Here is a 21793-nt window from a genome sequence, read left to right on the forward strand (position 1 = left end):
CCTCGGGCCAGGGCTGCGGGGCCGCCGGGGAGGGTCGGGTCCGGGGACAGCGCCGGGGAATCCGTGCCGGCTCTCGTGGCCATGCCGGTGAACAGGTCCTTCAGGGCGGTCACCGAGTCGATCGCCGGGGCCCAGCCGAGTTCGGTCTCGGCACGGTGGCTGGACATCAGCGGCACGTTCAACGCCAGGTCGACCCAGCCGGTGTCGACCGGTTGCAGCCGCGCCCGCCAGGTCAGCGCCGCCGCCGCGCGCAGCACCGGCGTCGCCACCGGCACCGTCCAGCCGTGGAAGTGCCGGGCCACCAGCTCCGGCGTCAGCACCGGGTCGGCCGCCACGTTGAAGGCGCCGCTCGCATCCCCCAGAACCGCCCGGGCGTACGCGTCGGCCACGTCGTCGGCGTGCACCGCCTGCATCCGCAGTCGCTTGTTCGATGGCACCAGCGGAATGCGGCCGTACCGGAGAAGGCGCACCGGCGCCAGCGGGCCGAGGAAGTAGCGGCTGATCTCCGTACCGGCCTCCCGCTGGAAGATAAGCCCCGGGCGCAGCCGTACCACCCGGAGCTTCGGGTGCTCCCGCTGTACGCCGTCGAGCAGCGCCTCCACCTCCGCCTTGTCCCGGCTGTACGACGACGTCTCCACCCCGGTCGCCGGCCAGTTCTCGCTGACCGGATGGTTCTTCGGGCCGGGCGCGTAGGTGCCGACCGATGAGGCGTACACCAGGGCCGGAACGCCGACCCGGACGGCGGCCTCGATCACCGCGCGGCTGCCGCCGACGTTGGTCCGGTAGAGCGTGCGGCGGTCGTGGCTGGGCTGGATCTGCCAGGCCAGATGCACCACCGCCCGCGCCCCGGCGAAGATCCGCACGAGCTGGTCGGCCGCGCCGGGCGCGCCGATGTCGCAGGAATGCCACTCCACGTCGGCGTACGGCTCACCGGCGTCCGGCCCGGGCAGCCGGCGCGCGACGCCCACCAGTTCCGCTTCCGCCTCCCGCCGCAGCCGGCGCAGCACGGCCGTCCCCACGTTGCCGGTCGCTCCCACGATCACGATGCGCATGTCCGGTGCGGTACCCGCTGAACCGGGCAGCAACCGCTCACGGACGGGGGTTCGTACGCACCCAGCCCTTCTCCCGATCTCGGCGACCCGACGTGGCGGCCAGGCAGCGCGGGCAGACCCAGCCCTCCGGGTCGGCCTCGGTGAGGACGTCGGTGCCGGAGTAGTCGAACGGCACGTGCGGGAAGCGGCGCAGGCGGGTACGGCTCAGCGGCAGCCCGCACAGCGTCTGGTTCTGGCCCGGCAGCCAGGCGTGCACCTCGCCGCCGGGCCGGCGTACGCCGTCGGCGCCGGGGACATCGCGGGAGGCCGCGACGGCGGCGGTGCTGGTCACTCGCATGGTTGCCTCGGTTCCCCAGGCGGGGAGGTTCACGCCTCGCGTCTGGCGCGTCACCTGGTTCGGGAATGAAGATCGACAGGCGGCGGAAGCCGCGAGCTTAGGGCGGGTGGGTTCCGGTAACCTGAGCGGGCGGGCCGCTAGCTCAATGGCAGAGCTGTGGACTTTTAATCCATAGGTTCAGGGTTCGAGTCCCTGGCGGCCCACTCCGTTCCAGCCAGCGGCCCTCTACTGGGTCGCTGCTGGTGATTCCGGCCGGTACAGCAGCGGAGTACAGCGGCGGCCCATCGTGAATCGCGCGCTTTCGGCTCGGTCGCCGGTCCACGCTAGGTGCGGATAGGCAGGCCCACACCGCGATAGCGACGGCCAACCACAGGCGCGGGCTCAACTCCAACTGGGACGTCCCTAGGCGATCCCGTCACGAGTTGTGTCGGATTGATGACGCTGCATCACCGGAGATGGCAGAATGATCTTCGTCTCGCCTATCGTTCAACCCGATCGATCGGCGCGAAAGAAGGAAGATTGCATGGATTTGAGCGAGTTAGCGCAGGCTGGAGCGGCGACCGTTGTAGCGGCGATGACCACCGATGCTTGGGGGCAGGTGCGGCTGCGGTTGGCCCGTCTACTGGCCGGCGGTGACGACCAACGCCAGCATGAGGCCGCTGCGGATCTCAGCCAGGCCCGCGAACGCCTCATTGGGCTCGACGATGATGAGCGAACCGCCGCAGGGGTAGAAGCAGAACTGCGTGGCCAGCTGCGAGAGCGGCTGCGTAGCGACCCGAACTTTGCAGCTGAATTCGCAGTATTGGTCGAAGAAATTGGGCGCCATATTCCAGCAGCTGCACCCTCTACCATTAATCAGCGCGGCGTCGCCAGCCGAGGAGGAACGGTGATACAGGCCGGCAGGGATGTTAATGGGATCCCCCCGAGATAGGCCCAAGGCCAGGCCGGTGACCCAATCCCAGCCCTCACATCAAGTGCATTTATAGCCACTCTCGGGAGGACGAAACCCTTGCACGACCAGCCGCATGGCCAGTGGCCCATACAGCAGGTACCGGCCTCGACCGACACTCCGGTGATTCCTCCCGACCCCCCGCAGAGCTCGCCTATCAGGCAAGAAGCCGAGGTTGCATATCCCGAACCTGTAGGCGTATTCGCGAAGCCGTTCACGCCTAACGATGCGAGACCTCCTTACCAGTCGGCTCAGGTACACGGCTCACATTCCCGCCTTTATCAGGCCGGCAGAGATGTTAACCTCACTGAACAGAAATTGCGCTGGTTGCCGCTGGTCCCGATTGGCGAGGAGGTGGAGTCCTGCACTACAGCCTTTTACCCACCACGACGCTATGACGAGGCAGCCAGAATATTCGCGCGTTCTGAATGCGGTGTGACGGTACTGTCTGGCCGACCCGGCACCGGCAGGCGCAGCAGCGCCCTGACGCTCTTGTCAGACAACGGCGCACAATACGTGCACGAGTGCCTGACTGATTGGACTCCAATACCGCGCACTGACGTGTTACCTAAAGAGCCCGAAGGTCGCTACCTACTCGACCTAACTAACGAGCCGACCGAGATACCGGAGCAGTTCGGCCGAACTCTGATGGCTTATGGGCGCGTACTAGCGGAACTGAACGCCCGAATGGTGATTTTGGTAACCAATAAGCTATGGCAGGCGTGCGCGAGCGACACTGTGAGCATCACGGTCGAATTGGCACCGCCGTCAGTACGAGGCGTCTTGAACGCACACCTGCAAGCTTTTGGCGACCACCTTAAGTGGCTCGACGACGACGCAACGTTGCGAGGGCTCGTCGATGAGCTCGAAGTTGGCGAGTCCGGCCCGCGAAGGGTGGCCGAGCTAGCAGCGATCGTAAGCCGCTACACTCCTTTTGATGAGCCGGCCGTAGATCAGATTCGGGAAGCGTTCCGTCACTGGAAGCACTATCTCGACCGGCAGTTTGCCGAGTACCGAGATGCAAGGGGCGTAGATGCTGGCGCCCTTCAGGCTCAGCAGATGGGGGCCGCTCGGGCCCGAGCGCTGCTAATCGCTGTTGCAGTCCTGGATGGAGCCCCTTCGGAGGTAGTGCTGGACGCATGCGATGAGCTACTGAAGAAACTCAGGGCGAATCCCTCCGCTCGGGATATCCTTATCGGGCCGGAACTTCAGGATCTTATCGACAGGATCGACGCTGAACTTGTCGGAGACACGATCACCATCACACGCAAGTCTCCCGGGCTCGATAAGGCGGTGCTCGAACGCGTCTGGCAACAACGCCCACAATTGCGTACCCCGATCCGTAGTTGGCTGGAGTCGATCACGACCACGGGCGCCGTCGCCAACGACCACCTCGATCGCGTGGCGGATGTGCTGGTCCGGCTGGCTGCTGACCTAGGGTCGTTGGAAACCCTGGATATCGTTCAGAAGTGGTTGACTCAAAAGTCCCGGCATCGCACCTTAGCTATCACCATTCTCGAACGTTTGGCGATCAGCAACGAGGTCGGCTCAGTTGTCCGCAGGCGTCTCTATGATTGGGCAAGCCGGAAGAGCGGCGTGGACATCCTCACAGGAGTCGCAGAGGTTTGCGCGGGGCAGCTCGCCCACCACAGCGTTAAGGCCGCCCTGTCTCGACTGCGACTGCTAATCGGCCATGAGGTTATCGCCGCCCGTCCTGCGGCGGCTCAGGCGCTCAGGCAGCTTGCCGTCAACGACGAGTTGGGGGACGAGGTCGTGACAGTGGTGTTCGACTGGTTCGAACGCCAAGACCGCCGAGCTGGGGCCCTCGGCCTGCTCGCCCTGATTGACCCGGAACTTGAGCCGTCTACAACGGAGCTAATCCGATCTATCGCTTCAGCCCCAGAGCGCGCACAAGCCTTGCGGGATGCATGGTCTGCTTTGATCTCCGACAGGGCCACCGGGGCAGCGGCGATGACCGTTGCGGAGAACTGGTTTGCTGCTGCCGACGCCGGTGCACTCGACCCTGAGGTCGTAATAGCAATTCTAGCTCCCATCATCCGGAACAATCTCTCCAGCGACAGCTTTAAAGATTTCGTCACCCAGGGAAGCTCTTCGGAAACCCGCAAGAACCTGATCGTGTCGCTTGTCATGGGCTCCTCACCGTCTATCATCGACGCAAGCGCAAACAAACAGTGATATTCAAGCGACCATGGTGGCGAACAGCAGGGCGCTGGCGCACCCATCACTTCGCCACGTGCCTGCGCTCCGACTTGCCCGGCGCCGTGTTTCATGCAAGGTTTATCACCAGTTGGCACGCGGGTGGCGACGCTATGCGTCTTATCGCCGAGCCGTTCCTACGTAATCAGATCAGCACTACGGCCGCAGCCGTCGCTCGCCGCTACTCGGTTGATCAACACTCGGCCGCTTTAGACGAGATTCAACTTGCTGTGGGAATCCTCCACCTACAAGACGATCGCCTTGGCACGGTCGAGGCCGAGACAGTTGTGAAACTAACCGTCGACGACGAGAGTAGAAAGCTTCAAGAAACTCGCCTCTCTCAACAGCGCCTACACCAATTACGCGTCGAACTAGAAAAAGCTTACTCGGCGGCCTTACGCGATGAAATATTTACCGACGGCCACACAGCCCTCTCTTGGCTAGTTATCCGGTTTCCAGAACTGGCCACCGTCGGACCTGGTGAGGTCATCTCGACCATAATTGAAGAAGCAAGGTTGAACGGTCGACAGCCCGAAAATTCATCCGCCGACGAGCGCCAACAGGCAATGGCCGATCTCGTCACCTGGCTGGCCAGCAACGACACAGATGGCCCGCGTACTGCACTTGGCGCCCTCGACTTCGTGCTAGAGAAACTAGGAGAAGACCGATTACGCCAAAGATTAAGGGCGTTGAGAAACCAAAACTCCGGCAACGTTGAGCCCGGCGACCAGTATAATCTGGGAAGGACGACGACGCCTGAATGAGCAATCGAGGCATGATGCTCTGTGAGCCCAGCCTCTCCAAGTAGCGATCCTGGCTACTGCAAGCTGCGGTCGCCATGTTCTGGTTGGAGTAGCGGTCATCAGCAGCCCTGCTCGGCGCCGACCCGCGACTGCTGGAAACGGCCAGCCATCTGCACGCCAGCGGTTCAGCGGCGAGCGCAGAGCAAAGGTGCACGGTCAGCGGTCGAGTGCCTTGCCGAGCCGCTTGAGGGCGCCGCGAGTAGCCGCCGAGGAGACCACCGTGTAGATCTCCAGGGTGATGACGAACTGGGCATGCCGGAGGATCTGCACCGCCACCCGGGGGTCCGCGTCCAGGTCCGCCAGGAGCGAGGCACAGGTACGCCGGGCATCCCGCACTGTTATCCGTCGGACTCCCGCCGCATCGCACCGCTGCTCCCAGAAGCGGTTGAAGTTGCGCGGCTCAACCGGCCTTCCGTAGCGGGTGGTGAAGATCAGGTCCGACGGCTGCCAGGCCGGGCCGGCGGCGTCCCGGGCGGTGGGCTGGGCGGCGCAGCGGCCGCCGAGCGCCACGGTGCAGATGCCCGGCAGCGGCCGGGTGGCATCCGAGGCGGCAGTCTTCGTTTCCCGGTGCAGCAGCTCGGCACCGACCCGCTGGAGCTGCCGATCGATGGTCAATTCTCCCTCGTCGAGTCGACATCTCAGGTAAACCCCAACATCTCGCCCTTGCGCAGACCGAGCGCCAGGACCAGGACGTACGCGGCGTAGGGCGGGTCGTCGTCGACGCGGGCCGACTCCAGAAACCGTCGCGCCTCATCGCTCGGCCATGCCTTCCGCGTGCGCTTGCGTACCGGCGGCAAGCTTCACCAGGGACGCGACGTTTCGGCTGATCAGCCCTTCGTGATCGTTGGGCACAAGCTGGCCACAGTTGACGCTGACAAGGGCTGTCAACCGCTACAAGGCAACGACAAACCTCCCCCAGGTCAGGACACCGATCCGCCCGATCTGAGATGATCCATCGACCACCGGAGGGGTTTAGGGTTCAAGTCCCTGGCGGCCCACTCCCTTGCAGCTCAACGGCCCCATTATGTGGGCTCGATCTTGGCTCAGCGGTTCGCCCAGGACGAGGCGCGGTCCATTTGCTCTGGAGGTGGTCATGCGGACCGTCAACTTCACCCAGCTAAGGCTGAACCTGGCCGCTGAACTCGACAGCGTCATCAACGACGCCGAGGAAGTGGTGGTGACCCGCTCGGGCCACGAACCGGTGGTCATCGTCCCGCTTGCCGAGTACGAAGCGATGAAGGAAACCGAGTACCTCTTTCGCAGCCCGGCCAACGCCGCCGCGCTGCGCCGTTCGATGGAGGAGCTCGAGAAGGGCGATGCGGCTGACTAGAACCAGTACCTCAGCCACACGGGCCAAAAGCTGGTCGAGCTCATCAACGACCTCATCGCGGACGTGATGCAAGGTTCGAAGCCCTGCCGGCCCACCACATACCGTCTCCCGGGTCCTCCGGGGTCGAGCCGAGTCACGGGCGCCGCGGTCCGCGGCCCGGTACCGCTGGTCGGATACTGGCCGTGTGACGGAGGAACTGGCTAGCAGGTCGACGCGCTGGACGATTCACAGCGAGCGGGTAGTGGACGGCAGCCGGCGCTCCCGGTTGAGCATCGCCGACGTGGAGTTGCCGGACGGGGTCCGCTTCGAGCAGTACGTGATCCGGGCGCCCAGGTCGGCCATGGTTGCCGTGCTCGACGGCCAGGAGCGCCTGTTGCTGATGCGGCGGCACCGGTTCGTGTTCGACCGATGGGTGTGGGAGCTACCTGGCGGCTACGTCGATGAGGGCGAGGACGCGGCGACCTGCGCGATCCGCGAGGTCGAGGAGGAAACCGGCTGGCGCCCGGGCGCCGTGGAGCCCTTGGTGTCGTTTCAGCCTTGGGTGGCGACCGCAGACGCGGAGAACTTGCTGTTCCTTGCCCGAAATGCGGAGTACACCGGCGCTCCGGTTGACGTCAACGAGACCGAGCGCGTGGCCTGGGTTCCGCTGGAGGAGACGCGGCAACTCGTGTCCGAGGGTGAGATCGTTGGTGCCGGAACGGTGATCGCCGTGTTGGAGCTGATGGCGCGCAAGGCTCGGGGTGAGCTGTAGTCAGCGCCGCTGGCCGAGCGCCGCGTCGACCCGGGTAATGAACTGCCGTACTGCCGGCTTGCGGCGGTGGGGCGCCAGACCGGTCTGCAGATCGCGCAGGTAGCGGACGGCGCGAGCCGACCGTAGTTGGGTGGTCAGGGTCAGGGCTTCCGCGCCGACGGCACTCGCACGTTCCGGCTCGCCGTGGCGAGCGTGGACGCTGGCCAGCAGGGCGAGGTTGAAGGCTTTGCCGCGTACGTAGCGCTCGTCCATCTTGAGTGAGCGAGCGGCGAAGCGCTCGGCTCGGCGGTGTTGACCGAGCGCGTGGAAGCAGTGGCCGAACTTGGCCGACAGGTACGCCTCGTCGAAGTAGCCGAGCCACTGAGGATCGCTGCTGCGGTCCGCTCGGTCGAGGGTTCGCTCCGCTTGGTGAAGCGCGGTCGCGCAGTCGCGTTCGTGAAGGGCGACAGCGTGGGCATGCGCTTCCATGACCAGCGCTTCGGCAGTCAGCGCGGTGAGGCCGGCGCGTTGTGCTGTCTGCCGGGCGGCCCGGGCGAGGTCGACCCCGGTGGCGGCGTGCCCGAGGTAGGTGGCTTGATGGCTCATCGCGGCGAGGATCTCGGCACCAAGGCCGGCGTCGGCGGCCGTTCGGGCGAGGTCCAGGGCATGCGTGAGGTACCGCTGGGCGAGGCCGTGTTCGGCCATGTCGTACGCCTGCCACCCGGCGAGCTGGGTCAGTTCGGCAGCCGCGGCGAGCAGTCTGCGGCCGGTCGCCGGGTCGTACCGGCCCTCGGTCACCAGGGGCGCCACCTCGTGGTGCAGGAAGCGGGTGACGTTGTCGCGGGCATGCCCGCCGCCGTACTGGTTGTCGAGTCGCCGATAAGTGGCGGTCATCTGCCGGATCGTGTCGATGTCGGGTTGACCGACCGTTCGTCGGCCCTCTTGCTCGACGGGCTGCGCCGTGGTGGCGGTGAACCAGCGTAGGGCGGGCAAGGTGTACGCGGTGGAGCTGAACACTGTCTGGCGAAGCAGTTCTCGACGGTTCACATCGCCTTCCCATAGCTGCGCGGCGGCCCGGACGTCCTCGCGCCAGGACCGGTTGGCCGGCACGTCACTGTGCCGACCGCGGGAGTGATCCGCCATGGCCGGGCGATATGACCGCAGGCAGGGCGCGAGGCCCAGCGTCATTCGAGCTTCGTCGGGCATGCCGCAGCCGTCGGCGATCCGCTCCAGCACGTCGATCGAGGTCACCCGTCGGCCGGCGATGATCCGGCTGATGTAGCCCTGCTCCAGGCCGACAGCCGCGCCGATGCGAGTTTGGCTCGCGCCGGTGTGCCGAGCGAGCAGCCGGAACACGGCACCGATGTCGCGGGCCGCCAGAGCCTTGTGCATGTCCTCGCGCGACCAGAGGTCGTCGGGTATCCGGAGATTTTCCAGCAGCACAACGGCTCCCAGCGTCGTCAGACGACTACCCATGGTGGTCAGTCAGGAGCCTACGGTCGGTGTACGGGCAGGGTCGAGTCCGCTCATGTCACCGTGACATGACCAGTCGACATGGTCACCGCACCCCACTCGGCGGGACCGTCTCCGGCATGGACTTCGACGTCGACGACTCGCCGGGCGGGATGTTCGTCTACGGCTCTGAGCCGCCGGTCAGGCTCGCCTTCCCGACCCTGCACGACAGGACGGGCTCGTGACTATCCGGGGTCGCCTGCGTCCGTTGGTGCGATGGCTGTTCCGGCAACCCGATCCGGCACCACCGTCCGGAACAGGGCAGCGGTACCAGGACGCCGAGCGCGCGGCAGCGCGGCAGCGCCTACTCGACCTGGCAGCGCAGCTAGGGCGACCGGAAGGCAACCGTGAGCCGGCGCAGGACGCGGCAGAGCAGCGATGAGCCGAAGGGCGGCCCGGACGACTCCGAGCAGACGACACGTCTCGTACGAGGACTACCTGGTCGCGACGGCACTCACTCTCGCCCGGAGGCACCGCCCTGTCTGGTGCTGGCGGAAGTGGCGACGGATCTGCCGCTGCGGAGCGGATCTGCCCTGCCGCGCCAGGCACCGAATCCCTATCAATCGTGGCCACTGGCCGGGAGAGGACGCGTCGTGAAGGACGACCTGGAGCAGGCGATCCTGGCTGTGCATGTCCGTGGGTACGACGGCATGTGCACCGGCTGCCGCGCCTGGTGGTCGCGGCTGTCGCCGTACCCCTGCTGGCAGGTGGAATGGGCGACCAGCCGACAGGCACGGACGATCACCGCCCGTTTCCTCGAGGGTGTGCGGTGACCACCCACGGCCCGGTCATGCCGGTCTGGAGCTGCGGAGGTTGCGATCTGCCCTGGCCCTGCCCGACACGGAAACGCGAGCTGCGCGCGGAGTATGACCGCGCTCCCGTGTCGCTCGCCCTCTACCTCGGCGCCTACCTGGTCCAAGCCACCGAGGACATGCCGTGGACGCCGGCCGGGGTGTTGCACCGCCGATTTCTCGGCTGGACGAGACAGGCCGACTAGGCCCGGCCGGCTGACGCCGATCGTGGCGTTGTCCTGGAAGAACAACGACAGTCAGCCGACCCCATCGCATGGATTCCCCTCGCTACGATGACGCCGCCGGCGTCGATAGAGGCGCCGCCACGGGGGAGGTAAGCGTCCACATGACACGCGTAAGAGCTGCTGTCCCGATCACCGTCCTCGCCGTCGTCGCCGCCGGGCTCACCGTCGGCTCTCCGGCCTCAGCCGCCACTTCCTACGATGTTCCGCTGAAGAGTTGGGCCTATCTCGACTCGCAGAGCCCCAGGGCGAAGTTCGTCGACGCGGACGTGAACCCGCCGGTCGGCACGTCCCGCGACGCGGCCGGCCGGACGCACACCTACCGCTCCTACTTCACGTACGACCTGAGCAACTTGAAGGGCACTGTCGTCCACGACTCGTACCTGTGGACCGTCGAGAAGACGGTCGCCGACTGCTCCGCCCCGGCGACCATCGAGGTGTGGCGGACCCGCCCGGTCACTGACAGCACCACCTGGCTGCGTCCGCCGGCCGAGGTCGAGAAGCTGCTGACCACCACGCGGGGGGCCGGCGCCTCCTGCCCGGCCTACCTGGGCCTGGACATGGTGGCCACGCTCAATGCGGCGCTGAGCCGGCGCGACAAGAGCATCACCGTGGAGATTCGGGTCGCCGCCGCTCAGGAGGCCGACGTGCGGACCGGTCGCACCTTCGCCAAGCCGGTGCTCAGTGCCACGGCGAACCATCCGCCCACCATCACGAGCCTGCAGCTGAAGTCCCCGGACCGGCCGTGCGGAACGCCGGCCAAGCCGTCGCCCGCGGCGCGGAACACGGTGTTCGCGGCCACCGCCAGCGATCGGGACGAGGGCGACTACACCACCGTGCTGTACGCGATCTGGCCGGTCGACCATCCCGATCAGCGTCGCGAGTTCCACGACTACTACGGCACGGACCTGAGCCAGTACGCCGACGGCACAGTCCTCGCCTGGCAGGCCCGGGCCAGCGACTACGACGACGAGGGCCCGTGGAGCAAGACCTGCTACATCGTCATGGACGTGACCGCTCCGGCGAATCCGCCGCAGGTCTCGTCGCGGACGTATCCGGAGGGCGACTCCCCGGGCGGTGGCACGGGCATCGAGGGGACGTTCCGCTTCGACGGGGCCGGCGACCGTGACGTGGTCTCGTTCGCCTGGCGTGACTCCTCGGGGTATTCCGGGCAGGTTCCCGCCCGGCGTCCGGGCGGCACGGGGATCCTGAAGTACACCCCGAAGCTGCGGTTCAGCACCGACCTCTACGTCGCGTCCGTCGACGCGGCGGGCAACCGCGGGCCCGAGAAGAACTACCGGTTCCGGGTCGCCGAGACCACGCCGTACGCCGAGGTCGTGGTGAACGGCGTCGGCCTGCCGAGCACGATCACGTTTGTCGCGTCGAAGCCCGAGACCACCGTGTTCGGGTATCAGCTCAAGGACGCCGCTGAGGTCCGTCTCCCGGCGGTCGACGGCAAGGCCACCGGTCCGATCACGTTCACCACAACGGGCCAGATCGAGATGGCTGTCCGCAGCTACGCCCGGAACAAGCTGATCGGGCAGGAGACGCTGAACGTCTGGGTCACCGACGCCCCCGGTGTCGAGTCGGCGGAGTTCAACCTGGACACCGACCAGGTCGCGGGCAAGGTCGGCACGTTCCGCTTCACCCCGCGCAACAGCGACGTCGTCGCTTACCAGTACTACCTAGACGACGAGTGGAAGACCATTTCGGCGGCCGAGGACGACACCGCCGTGCTGTCGTGGACGGCGACGCCGGGCTGGCACTCGATGGTCGTCCGGTCGGTGAAGGCGGACGGTTCCACGTCGATGGAGACCCAATATCAGTTCTTCATCATCGACGCGCGCCCGACCGCCTACGCGCACGACCTCTCCAGCTGGCCGCGCCGGGACGGGGTCGGCGTGCCGTTGAGCATCGAGTTCGGGAGCCAGCTGCCGAACCTGACCGGGTTCGTCTACCGGTTCGACGGCGGCGCCGAGCAGACCGTATCCAGCGAGGGCAACCCGTACGCCTACGTCACTGTCACGCCGCAGCACTCCGGCGACAACACAGTGGTCGTTCAGGCGGTGTTGTCGGACGGCACCCGATCGCCCGCCACCACCTACACGTTCCGCATCTGGTCCGGGCCTGTGGTCACACAGACGCCGGAGGGCGATGCCGTTGTCGGCCGGCCCGTGACGTTCACGTTCCGTCCGGGGCTGCCGGATGTCGTCTCGTACCGCTATCTGCTGAGGGGCGCCGAGGAGCAGACGATCGCGGCCGGTCCCGACGGCACCGCGACTGTCACGTACACGCCGGGTTCGTGGGGCTACGACGACGTCCGGGTCACGAGTGTCGGTGCGGACGGCACCGAGTCGGAGCTGCGGATCGCGGCCTTCAGCGTCCGGGACAACATGGTCAGCGTGTACAGCACCTACGACTGGTCGCGGAAGGGGATCGGCTGGACCGGTTACTTCTACTTCCACACGCAGCTGTTCGGCGAGGTGACCGAGTACCACTACCGCGTCAACGACGGCCCGGAGCAGGTCCTTCCGGCGAGCACCGAGGGCACGTCGACGCGGGTCGCGGTGCCGTTCGAACGCAACGGCACCAACACGATCCACGTGCGGAGCCGTACGGCGGACGGCGAGCTCTCGCCGGTGACGGCCTTCGAGTTCACCGTCGGCAACGCGCCGTACGTCGTGAGCGCTCAGTATCCGGACGGCACCTGGTCGGGCGGCGCCGGTGTTCCCGGCACCTTCGAGTTCAGCGGCGGCACCCCGGGAATCGTCTCCTTCACCTGGCAGATCGACGACGGACCGTCGACGGACGTGCCGGCGGACAGCCAGGGGAAGGCGTCGATCACCTACACGCCGACGCAGAACTACCAGACGTACACCTTGTCGGTGACCGGTCACAAGGCGGACGGCACCGACACCGATGTCACCCGCTACTACATCTACGTCGCCAACGGCGGCTGACGACGACGCGGTACGCGGCCGGCCCTTCTGGCGTCAGAGATCAGGACGCCAGAAGGGCCGGCACTGTCTGTCGATCGAGTGCCCCCACGCTAACGCTCGTTAGGTCTATGGTCAGCGACCATGATGAATGCGAATCGCAATCTGGGGCTGGGGCACGGCAGCGCGTTCGGCGAGCGTGGGGTGGCGAAGAGGCTCGGCACATTGGGCCGGCACACATCGCTGACCGGCCGGCGATTACTGGAGATCGGCTGCGGGGACGGCACGTACACGATGCGGCTGGTCGACGCGTTCGCGCAGATCGAGGCCGTCGACATCCAGCAGGATCGGCTGAAACTGTTCCGGGAACGGCTGGCCGGCGATCCGGCGGCGGCCCGGAAGATCAACGTACGGGAGTTGTCCGCCACCGAGCTGGACTACCCGGACGGCAGCTTCGACCTAGTCACCGCCATCGAGGTGGTGGAGCACATCGACGACCTGGATGCCGCCCTGCGGCAGGTCCACCGCGTGCTCGTGCCCGGCGGCCGGTTCGCGCTGACGACGCCCAACCGGTGGTTCCCGTTCGAGACGCACGGCTTCCTGATCCGGGGCCGGCGGTACCGGCCGGCGCGGGGCCCGTTCCTGCCGTGGATCGTGCCGCTACACCGTCGGCTCGCCGACGCCCGTTCCTTCACCGCCCGTGGCTTGTCCGCGCAGTTGCGGCGGGCCGGGCTGGAGCCGATGGCGGTGGACTACATCATGCCGCCGTTCGACAGGTCCCGCTTCGGGCGTCGCATCCGGCCGGTGACCGACGCGATCGAACGCTCGCCGTTGAAGTTCTTCGGCATGGCCCTGGCGGTGGTGGCTCGCCGACCGGCATGACGACGAGCGCCCCAGGTTTAGCGGGACTCTCGGTGGCTATGAGGGGAATCGATCCGCAGACCGACGATCGAGGAGAGAGCCGATGGCCAGCGGTGCGATCCCGTCCGACGATCCGACCCGCACCCTCGTCCACGCCCGGCCCGACGACCCCGGCCTCGCGCACCTCGCCATCGCGGGCGGCACCTACACGATCCTGGTCACCGGCGAGCAGACGGCCGGCCGGTACTGCCTGATCGACATGCGGGTTCCGCCGGGTGGTGGGCCGCCTCCGCACCGGCACGACTTCGAGGAGATGTTCACGGTGCTCGACGGGGCGGTGGAGTTCACGTTCCGGGGCGAGCAGACCGTCGCGCGGGCCGGGGAGACGGTGAACATTCCGGCGAACGCGCCGCACTTCTTCCGCAACTCCTTCGACCAGCCGGCGCGGCTGCTGTGCATGTGCACGCCGGCCGGGCAGGACGAGTATTTCCTGCGCGTCGGCGACCGGGTGGACGGCCCCACTTCGCCGCCGCCGGCTCTCACCGAGGAGGAGCAGACCGAGCGCCGGAACCGGGCCGCCGCGCTGGCCGCCGACTACCGCACGGAGTTGCTGATCGGCTGACACCGGCAGCACGCGAGCACCACGAAAGCAGCTCACCGCCGTGGCCGAGACCACGACGGTGAGCCGTTTCCGTACGCGAAGGTCAGCTCGCCGCGACGAGCTGGAACCGCTGGTTGGCCTGGCCGTTGCAGTCGTAGATCTGCACCTGCTGGCCGTTACCGGTGCCCCAGACGTCGAGGCAGCGGCCGGACTGGACTCCGCTGATGGTGCCGTTGGAGTTGACGTTCCACTGCTGGTTCGTCTGGCCGTTGCAGCTGTAGATCTGGACCGCCGAGCCGTTGCCGGAGCCGGCGGCGTCCAGGCACATCGAGCCGTACACGGTCAGCTGCCGGCTGGAGGTGTAGGTCCACCGCTGGTTGGTCTGGCCGTGGCAGTCGTAGAGCTGCACCCGGGTGCCGTTGCTCTGCGAGGAGTTCGGCACGTCGATGCACCGGCCGGACTGGTTGCCGACGATCCGGCTCGCGCCGGTGGTCGGCGGCGGCGTGGTCGGTCCGCCGGTCGGCCCGGCGGTCGGGGACACGGTCGGCGACACGGTCGCGGTCGGCGTGGGGTTGGGCGACGCGGAGTTGAGGACGTTGAGGACCGAGTTGTACGCGGCCTTCTTGTTGCCTCCGCCGTCGAACAGCAGCGGGCTCTCGTTGGAACGCCACGAGTCGCTGTCACGCACGCCCCACACCGTGATGCCGATGCAGCGCGGCACGTTGATGCACGCCTGCGTCAGACCGGCGTACTGGCTGGTCGAGGAGTTGGTGACGTCGACCTCGGTCAGCGCCACGTCCACACCGAGCGCGGCGAAGTTCTGCAGCGTGGTCTGGAAGTTGCCCGGCAGCGAGCTGCCGCCGGTGAAGTGGGTCTGCAGACCGACGCAGTCGATCGGCACGCCACGGGACTTGAAGTCCCGGATCATGTTGTAGACGCCCTGCGTCTTGCCGTACGACCAGTTCTCGATGTTGTAGTCGTTGTAGCACAGCTTCGTCGACGGGTCGGCCGCGCGAGCGGTGCGGAACGCGACCTCGATCCAGTCGTTGCCGGTGCCCTGGAGGTTGGAGCTGCGGCGGCTGCCGTCCTCGTTGAACGCCTCGTTCACCACGTCCCACGCGGCCAGCTTGCCCTTGTAGTGGGCCATCACACCGTTGATGTGGTCGATCATCGCCTGACGCAGGTTGCTGCCGTTCAGGCTCTGCATCCAGCCCGGCTGCTGCGCGTGCCACGCGAGGGTGTGGCCACGGACCTGGAGACCGCGCTGGGTGGCCCAGTTGTAGATCTGGTCGCCGGAGGAGAAGTTGAACTGGCCCCGGTTGGGCTGGAGCGCTTCCGGCTTCATCTCGTTCTCGGCGGTGATCATGTTGAACTCACGCGCCGCGATGGTGCTGTACGTCGAGTCGTTCAGCCGGTTCGCCGCGATGGCGGTGCCGAAGTAGCGGCCCGACTGTGCCGCGGCGGCACCGAGCGTGCTTGCCGCCGCCTGGGCCATGGTGGGCACCACGAGCGCGGCGCCGGCGAGAGCCAGCGCGCTGCTGACGGCGGCCAGCACCACACGGTGGCTGCGCCTCGGTAGATGTTTCATGACACTCCTCTGCATATCGGACGATGATGCGCTGGCGATGCCCCGCTTGACGCGGGCGGGAGCCGGGGGTGCGCCCGGTCCCGCGTCACTGCCCTGAAACTTTTCGAAGATGTACCGGTAACTTCCCTGGGAAGATATCCGCGACGGCACGATCGGTCAATGTCGATGTCGACGCGAACATGGACTCAACCGGCTGATCAGCGCGGGAGTCCATGGATGACCGTGCGAGCGAAGGGCGCCGAGAAGCGCGAGCACGACCGAAAGTTTCGGGGATCCGGTCAGTGACCGGCGGCGTCGTACCGCTCGCGGTTGGCGTGCACCTCGTCCATGTGCGCCTCGGCCCACAGCTTCATGCCGTACATCAGCTGGTGCAGCGACTGACCGAGGTCGGTCAGCTCGTAGGTGACAGTCACCGGCACGCTCGGCGTCACGGTCCGGGTGACAAGGCCGTCGCGTTCCAGTGAGCGCAACGTCTGGGTGAGCATCTTCTGGCTGACCCCGGCCAACCGCCGCGACAGCTCGGAGTAGCGCATGACCCGGGGTTCCGCGTTGCGGTCGGGCCCGTCGCGGCCGAGCGCGGCCAGGATCAGCGCCACCCACTTGTCGGAGATCCGGTCCAGGAGTTGCCGGCTCGGGCAGCCGGCGAGGAACGCGTCGTACTCCTCCCGCGCCTGCGCCCGCCGCTGCGCCGCCGTCTGCGTCGGCATCGTCCGCGCCTCCTACCCGGGGGTACCCAACGCACTCCGAAGTGCGTACTTCCCGATGGAAAGTTACCCCTCCATCGTGGAGCAGGGCATCCCTCACGACCAAGGAGACAGAACCATGGGTACGCGTACCTTCCGCACCGCAGTCGTCCGCACCCCGGGCGGACCCGAGGCCATCGAGATCATCGACGTTCCGCAGCGCGAGCCGGGACCCGGCGAGGTCCGGGTGGACGTCGCGGCGGCACCGGTCAACCCGGCCGACCTCGGCGTCGTCGGCGGCTTCTTCCACTCGCTGGGGCTCATCCACCAGCCGCACCACACCGGCCTGGGCTGGGACTTCGCCGGTGTCGTCGCCGCGGCCGGGCCGGGCGTCGATTTCGCCGTCGGCACCCCTGTCGCCGGGCTGGTCGGCGGGTTCGACCGCGACTTCGGCACGTACGCCGAGCAACTCGTCGTACCAGTGGCCGACCTGGCCGTCGTACCCGATGATCTGGACCTGGTGGCGGCGGCGACAGTGCCGCTCAACGGCCTGACCGCGGCGCAGATCGTCGACCTGCTCGGCGACCCGCCCGCCGGCGGCCGGCTGCTGGTCACCGGCGCGGCCGGCGCGGTCGGCGGCTACGTCGTGCCGCTCGCCCGGGACCGGGGATGGCGGGTTACCGGCCTGGCGCGGGCCGGGGACGAGAAGTTCGTGCGCGGGCTCGGCGCCGACTTCACCACCGCCGCCGAGCCGGGCTGGGACGCGGTCGCCGACGCCGCGGCGCTCCAGGACCGAGGGCTCGCGCTGGTGGGCGACGGCGGCGTGTTCGGCCGAACGCCCACCCGGCCGCCGAACGCGGTGTCACGGTGCGCGCGGTCGAGGTGCACGCCGACGGGACACGCCTGGCCGACCTGCTCGCCCGCACCGCCGCCGGTGAGCTGCCGGCGCGGGTGCACGCGGTGGTGCCGCTGGACCGGGTGGCGGACGCCCACCGGGCGGCGGCCGAGGGCGGGGTACGCGGACGCTACGTGCTGCGCCCCTGATCAGCAGCGCACCGCCACCCGAGCGACCGCACGGTCCGCGGCCTCGGGTGGCAGGTCGCTCCGGCCGTCGACGTCCAACGCCAGCAGGCCCTGATCCAGACCGACGAGCAACGTTCCGTCGACAGTGCAGCACGTCAGCGCCGGGTGATAGACGGGGATGGTGTGCAGCGCCCGTCCGGTGGACGGGTCCCAGATCCGCACCGTCCGGTCCCGGCTGGTCGAGGCGAGCAGATCCCGCCCGCCGACCCGCACCAGGCTCAGCCCGGTTACGGCAGCCGTGTGGCCGGTGAACACGTCCACGGGCTCACCCCACTCGGCGTCCCACAGACGGATCGTGTGGTCGGCGCTGGCCGACGCCAGCATCCGGCGACCCGCCACGACCAGGCCGCAGAGCGCGGTGACCGCGTCCTGATGTCCCTGCCGGGTCCAGACCGGCGTGTCACCACCGCCCCACAGCATCACCGTGCCGCTCTTGTCGGCCGAGGCGAGCGCCTCCACCTCGGGCCACCGAACCGTCGCGAGGGCCGTCACCCAGGCACGGGTGACGTGCCCGAGCAGGACCGCCCGCACGGTGCCGGTCTGCGGGTGCCAGAGCCGGATGGCCTGGTCGTCGCCGGCCGACGCGACGAGCGTCTCACCGCCGATGACGATCGGGCAGACCGCCGCCACCGGAGCGTGATGCTCGGTCATCTCCCCCACCAAGGCGCTGTGCCGCACACTCCAGGTTCCGACCGTGTTGTCGTCCTGGGCGGTGACGAGCAGCGGCTCCTCGACGTCGGCGACCGCGCACATCGCGTTCACCGGCCCGCCGGGTGTCGGGATCTCCCGCAGCCGCTCGCCCGTGGCGGCGTCCCAGATCCGCACCCGGCCGTCGGCACCGCCGGAGGCGACCAGGCCCGGTCGCTCGTCAGGGACCGCGCAGAGGCTGTGCACGGGCCCGAGCCGGTCCCGCTCGGCGACCGTGTCGGGTCGGCCGCCGGCCGGGTCCCACAGCCGCACGGTGCCGTCGTCACCCGCCGTCGCCAGCATCCGGTCCTTCGCCGTACGCAGCTCGCAGACCGCACGGATCCAGCTCGCGTGCCCCCGCAGGCTCGGCCGGCTCGTCCACGTCGGCACGTCCCAGACCCGGATGAGCCCGTCCTCACCCGTCGACACGAGCAGACAGCCCTCGTCGACCTCGACCGTGCACAGATCCGTGACCGGTCCACCGGTGGCAAGGACGTGGACGCATTCGCCGCTCTGCGGGTCCCAGAGCCGGACCGTGCCGTCGTAGCCGGCCGAGGCGAGCAACGTGCCACCCGGCGCTCGAACGGCGTAGAGCGTGGTCACCCAGCCGACATGTCCGGTGAGGGTCAGCGTCGGGCGCGTGTCGGCCGTCGGCTCCCAGACCCGGACCACGCCGTCGAAGCCGGTGGAGGCGAGCAGGTGCCGGCCGTCCGACGGGACGTACGTCACGGCCGTCACCCAGCCCGAGTGTCCGGTCAACGCGTAGCGCTGCGTCCCGGTCACCGGATCCCAGATCCGGACCGTCCGGTCGTCGCCGGCCGAGGCGAGCAGGTCGCCGTCCGGCAGTGGAATGACGCAGATGTTGCGGACCCAGTCGTCGTGCCCGCTCAGTTCGTGCCGACGCTGGCCGGTCCGGGGATCCCACAGGCCGACGGTCCCGTCGTGGCTGGCGGTGGCGATCAGCGTCTCGCCGCCGCCGGTACGGACAGCGCACAGCCCGCGGATCGTGTCGTTGTGACACGGGAAGACTCCCACGGCCTGGTTGGTCATCGGGTCCCAGAGCCGGACCGTGCCGTCGTCACCGGCGGAGGCGAGCAACCACCGATCGTCCAGCTCGACGGCCGCCACGTCGTAGACGGCCTGCGAGTGCCCGTCCAGCACGCTGCGCTCCTGCCGGGGCGGGGTGTGCGCCCAGCGCGCGCGGTACGGCGCGCCGTCGGCCTCGATCCCGCTGCCCAGTCCGTCGAGCCGGTCGACGACCGAGAAGAGGGCGGCGCGCTCGGCCGGTGCCGCCGCGACCGCGAGCGGCGTCCGGTGCAGCAGCCGCACCCGTGATCGGGACAGCGGCTCCAGCGGTCTCTCCATGTCGACGACCGAGAGCAACCGCTCCAGGTGCGCGTGCAGGAGGTAGCCCTCGTCGGCGAGGAGCCGCTCCACGAGCCCGGCGCGGGAGGCGTGCTGGGGCAGGGAGCGCCGTAGGTAGTCGGGCACCGAGGCCCATCCCACCTCGGCCGCCAGGTCCGCCCAGGCGGCGACCAGCCGTCGCTGGTCGTCCCGGCGTGACGCGCCGTCCAACAACGCGTCGTTGAGGGCCTGGTGGAACAGGCGGTACGCGGGCCGGCTGCCGCCACCGGTCTCGACCAGGAAGTTCGCCGCCGACGTACGGGCGAACGCGAGGAGTTCGTCCTCGGTGACCGTGCCGCCGAGCGCGGTCACCGCGATCCGCCAGAGCGACAGCGGCAGACCCGGCGTCTCGGCGTACGCCAGGGCGGTGAGGGCGAGCCGGGCGGAGGCCGAGCCGGCAGCCGGCAGCCCGGCCAGATAGGAGTCGAGCGCATGGGCCACTGTCGCGCTGAACGACACCGACGCCGGGTCGACGGGCTCGATGTCGCGCAGCGCGTGTGCCCGTGCGACGAGACCGGCCACCAGGAAGTTTCCCTTCGCCAGCTCGGCGATCCGGCGCGCCAGCGGGACAGCCGCCGCCGAGTCGCTGTACGGGTTGCCCGGTCGTTCCGCGCCGAGCAGTCGCAGGGTCGCCAGGGCGTAGTTCACCAGATCGGCCCCGGCGAAGTACTCCGGTGTGTCCAGATCCACCAGCTCGACCGGATCACCGAAGCAGGCGATCAGGTCACCCCGGTCGTCGCCGCGCCGGGTGCCGACAACCACCCGCACGCCGTACCGGCCGCACTCCCGGGCCAGCGGCAGCAGGACGTCGTCGATGACCTGCCGGGCCTGACCGGGGTCGGCCGTCTCGTCCAGCGCATCGATGACGAGCGCGAAGCGAGCCGGACGCCGCGCCAGCCGGTCCCGCACGGCCGGCATCAGATCGGCCGGCGCACCGGGCAGGTCGACGGCGGCCGCCCGGGCGATCTCGAGCGCCACCTCCAGCGCGGTCTTGCCCTTGGCGTGCACGGCGCAGGACACCGAGCCGACAGTGGCCCGTACGGCGGTGTCGCCGCCCGGCAGGCTGTCCCGGATCTGCTGGTCGGCCGTGGTCACCACGCGGCCCAGGACGGCGGACTTGCCGACGCCTGGCGAACCCGTGACGATCAGCGGCCGGGTGGCGGGCGCCTTCCCGTCGATGAAGTCGACGATCCGCCGGAGCGCGGCCGTACGACCCCGGAACCGCGCGCCGCCCTCGGTGTCCACGGCGACGCCCCGCGCCCGGGGCAGCCAGTGCCGGCCGGCCTCACCGTCGGTGCTCAACGTCCACCCCCAGGCCGATAGCGCGGCGTCGTCGGCGTCCTCGACCCGCCAGGCCGACAACGCGCCCAACGTCATCGCCGGCACCTGCTCGTCGACGTGGTGCAGCGTCACCGCCTGCCCCTTGCCCTTGCCGTCGGCCGTGACGACGACGCCGACCACCGCCTGGTACTCCGGGGACCACAACGCGCCCCCGCTGAACCCCTTGCTGAGCGGCCCGGCAGCGCCGCTGTCGATGGTGACGCGGCCGTACCCGCCGTCTTCGACGACGGAACCGGTCGCCTGCAGGCCGCCGACCACCCCGGCCGGGAAGCCGTACGCCCAGAAGGGGCGGTCGAGCAGCGGCTTGGGGGCGAGGCAGCGCAGCCGCGCCGGGGTGACGGTCGCCGGCACCGGCTCGACGAGTTCGAGCACCACCACGTCGACGTGCGCCGCCGGCATGCCGTCGTGCCGGCACCGGCGGACCTTGCGCCGGTCGAAGTAGGCGACCTTGGGCGCGCGCGGGAAGGCGACAGTGAGATCGGGGCGGAGGGTGCCGTCGGCGGCGAACGCCACGTGGTGGCAGGTGAGCACCAGGTTGGCGGCGATGACGATGCCGGTGCCGAGTGCCGTGTGCGGGTCCGCCTCACGGTGCAGGGCAACCGCCCACGCGCTCTCGTCCGGGGCCGTTGTCACGGGCCGAGCCGTC

The 21793-nt window shown here is 68.6% G+C and carries 17 protein-coding genes, 1 tRNA gene and 2 pseudogenes; 13 read left to right on the top strand and 7 right to left on the bottom strand.

Going from position 1 to position 21793, the window contains the following annotated elements:
• Positions 1-1052, bottom strand: a 1052-nt coding sequence (locus BAW75_RS10760; protein WP_104113481.1) for an NAD-dependent epimerase/dehydratase family protein, incomplete at its 3' end; no start/stop codon positions are given.
• A 37-nt stretch (positions 1053-1089) separates the two neighbouring features.
• Positions 1090-1389: a hypothetical protein gene (locus BAW75_RS10765; RefSeq protein ID WP_104113482.1), complete on the bottom strand. Its 300-nt coding sequence runs from the start codon at positions 1387-1389 to the stop codon at positions 1090-1092.
• 131 nt (positions 1390-1520) lie between these two features.
• On the opposite strand from BAW75_RS10765, the gene BAW75_RS10770 reads away from it, so the two are divergent.
• From BAW75_RS10770 to BAW75_RS32035, 4 genes are all read left to right on the top strand, one after another.
• Positions 1521-1592: transfer RNA gene (locus tag BAW75_RS10770), tRNA-Lys, on the top strand.
• Between the two features lie 260 nt (positions 1593-1852).
• Positions 1853-2320: a hypothetical protein gene (locus BAW75_RS32030; protein ID WP_146074829.1), complete on the top strand. Its 468-nt coding sequence runs from the start codon at positions 1853-1855 to the stop codon at positions 2318-2320.
• Positions 2321-3076: 756 nt separating this feature from the next.
• On the top strand, positions 3077-4534 hold the full coding sequence (locus BAW75_RS10780; protein ID WP_146074830.1) for a hypothetical protein: 1458 nt from the start codon (positions 3077-3079) through the stop codon (positions 4532-4534).
• A 134-nt stretch (positions 4535-4668) separates the two neighbouring features.
• Positions 4669-5319 carry a hypothetical protein gene (locus tag BAW75_RS32035; RefSeq protein WP_146074831.1) on the top strand — a complete coding sequence of 217 codons (651 nt, stop codon included), beginning with the start codon at positions 4669-4671 and terminating at the stop codon, positions 5317-5319.
• 195 nt (positions 5320-5514) lie between these two features.
• Here BAW75_RS32035 and BAW75_RS10785 read toward each other — a convergent pair.
• A pseudogene (locus BAW75_RS10785) lies at positions 5515-6195 on the bottom strand (tyrosine-type recombinase/integrase); the annotation flags it as partial.
• 256 nt (positions 6196-6451) lie between these two features.
• Between BAW75_RS10785 and BAW75_RS10790 the strand changes: the two are divergent.
• Positions 6452-6688 carry a type II toxin-antitoxin system Phd/YefM family antitoxin gene (locus BAW75_RS10790; RefSeq protein ID WP_104113531.1) on the top strand — a complete coding sequence of 79 codons (237 nt, stop codon included), beginning with the start codon at positions 6452-6454 and terminating at the stop codon, positions 6686-6688.
• A gap of 184 nt (positions 6689-6872) precedes the next feature.
• On the top strand, positions 6873-7439 hold the full coding sequence (locus BAW75_RS10795; RefSeq protein ID WP_104113485.1) for an NUDIX hydrolase: 567 nt from the start codon (positions 6873-6875) through the stop codon (positions 7437-7439).
• Here the strand turns inward: BAW75_RS10795 and BAW75_RS10800 are convergent, their stop codons facing one another.
• Positions 7440-8861 (bottom strand): helix-turn-helix domain-containing protein, encoded by a 1422-nt coding sequence (locus BAW75_RS10800; protein WP_104113486.1) that lies wholly within the window; start codon positions 8859-8861, stop codon positions 7440-7442. It lies immediately after the preceding gene.
• 416 nt (positions 8862-9277) lie between these two features.
• Between BAW75_RS10800 and BAW75_RS33320 the strand changes: the two genes are divergently transcribed.
• The 5 genes from BAW75_RS33320 to BAW75_RS10830 all read left to right on the top strand — a co-directional run bounded on the left by BAW75_RS33320 (position 9278) and on the right by BAW75_RS10830 (position 14382).
• Positions 9278-9703 carry a hypothetical protein gene (locus BAW75_RS33320; RefSeq protein WP_420914998.1) on the top strand — a complete coding sequence of 142 codons (426 nt, stop codon included), beginning with the start codon at positions 9278-9280 and terminating at the stop codon, positions 9701-9703.
• On the top strand, positions 9700-9927 hold the full coding sequence (locus tag BAW75_RS10815; protein WP_043327471.1) for a hypothetical protein: 228 nt from the start codon (positions 9700-9702) through the stop codon (positions 9925-9927). Before BAW75_RS33320 ends, BAW75_RS10815 begins: the two co-directional genes overlap by 4 nt.
• Positions 9928-9995: 68 nt before the next feature.
• Positions 9996-12923, top strand: coding sequence for a hypothetical protein (locus BAW75_RS10820; RefSeq protein WP_146074832.1), 2928 nt, complete (start codon positions 9996-9998; stop codon positions 12921-12923).
• Positions 12924-13043: 120 nt separating this feature from the next.
• Positions 13044-13781, top strand: a complete 738-nt coding sequence (locus BAW75_RS10825) for a class I SAM-dependent methyltransferase (protein WP_104113490.1) — start codon at positions 13044-13046, stop codon at positions 13779-13781.
• Between the two features lie 82 nt (positions 13782-13863).
• Positions 13864-14382: a cupin domain-containing protein gene (locus tag BAW75_RS10830; protein ID WP_104113491.1), complete on the top strand. Its 519-nt coding sequence runs from the start codon at positions 13864-13866 to the stop codon at positions 14380-14382.
• An 82-nt stretch (positions 14383-14464) separates the two neighbouring features.
• Here BAW75_RS10830 and BAW75_RS10835 read toward each other — a convergent pair whose 3' ends face one another.
• Both BAW75_RS10835 and BAW75_RS10840 read right to left on the bottom strand, forming a co-directional pair.
• Entirely contained in the window at positions 14465-15949 is a 1485-nt protein-coding gene (locus BAW75_RS10835) for an endo-1,4-beta-xylanase (RefSeq protein WP_104113492.1), read from the bottom strand.
• 278 nt (positions 15950-16227) lie between these two features.
• Complete coding sequence (locus tag BAW75_RS10840) at positions 16228-16656, bottom strand: winged helix-turn-helix transcriptional regulator (protein ID WP_104113493.1); 429 nt, start codon at positions 16654-16656, stop codon at positions 16228-16230.
• A 115-nt stretch (positions 16657-16771) separates the two neighbouring features.
• On the opposite strand from BAW75_RS10840, the pseudogene BAW75_RS33460 reads away from it, so the two are divergent.
• Together BAW75_RS33460 and BAW75_RS32860 are read left to right on the top strand one after the other, a co-directional pair.
• Positions 16772-17080 (top strand): annotated as a pseudogene (locus tag BAW75_RS33460) (alcohol dehydrogenase catalytic domain-containing protein); the annotation flags it as partial.
• A gap of 221 nt (positions 17081-17301) precedes the next feature.
• A complete protein-coding gene (locus tag BAW75_RS32860) occupies positions 17302-17676 on the top strand; it encodes a zinc-binding dehydrogenase (protein WP_244206080.1) in 375 nt (124 codons plus the stop codon).
• Here the strand turns inward: BAW75_RS32860 and BAW75_RS10850 are convergent, their stop codons facing one another.
• Positions 17677-21780, bottom strand: a complete 4104-nt coding sequence (locus BAW75_RS10850) for an NACHT and WD repeat domain-containing protein (protein WP_104113494.1) — start codon at positions 21778-21780, stop codon at positions 17677-17679.
• Positions 21781-21793: the final 13 nt, after the last annotated feature.

It is taken from the genome of Micromonospora chalcea (assembly GCF_002926165.1).
GTDB lineage: Bacteria > Actinomycetota > Actinomycetes > Mycobacteriales > Micromonosporaceae > Micromonospora > Micromonospora chalcea.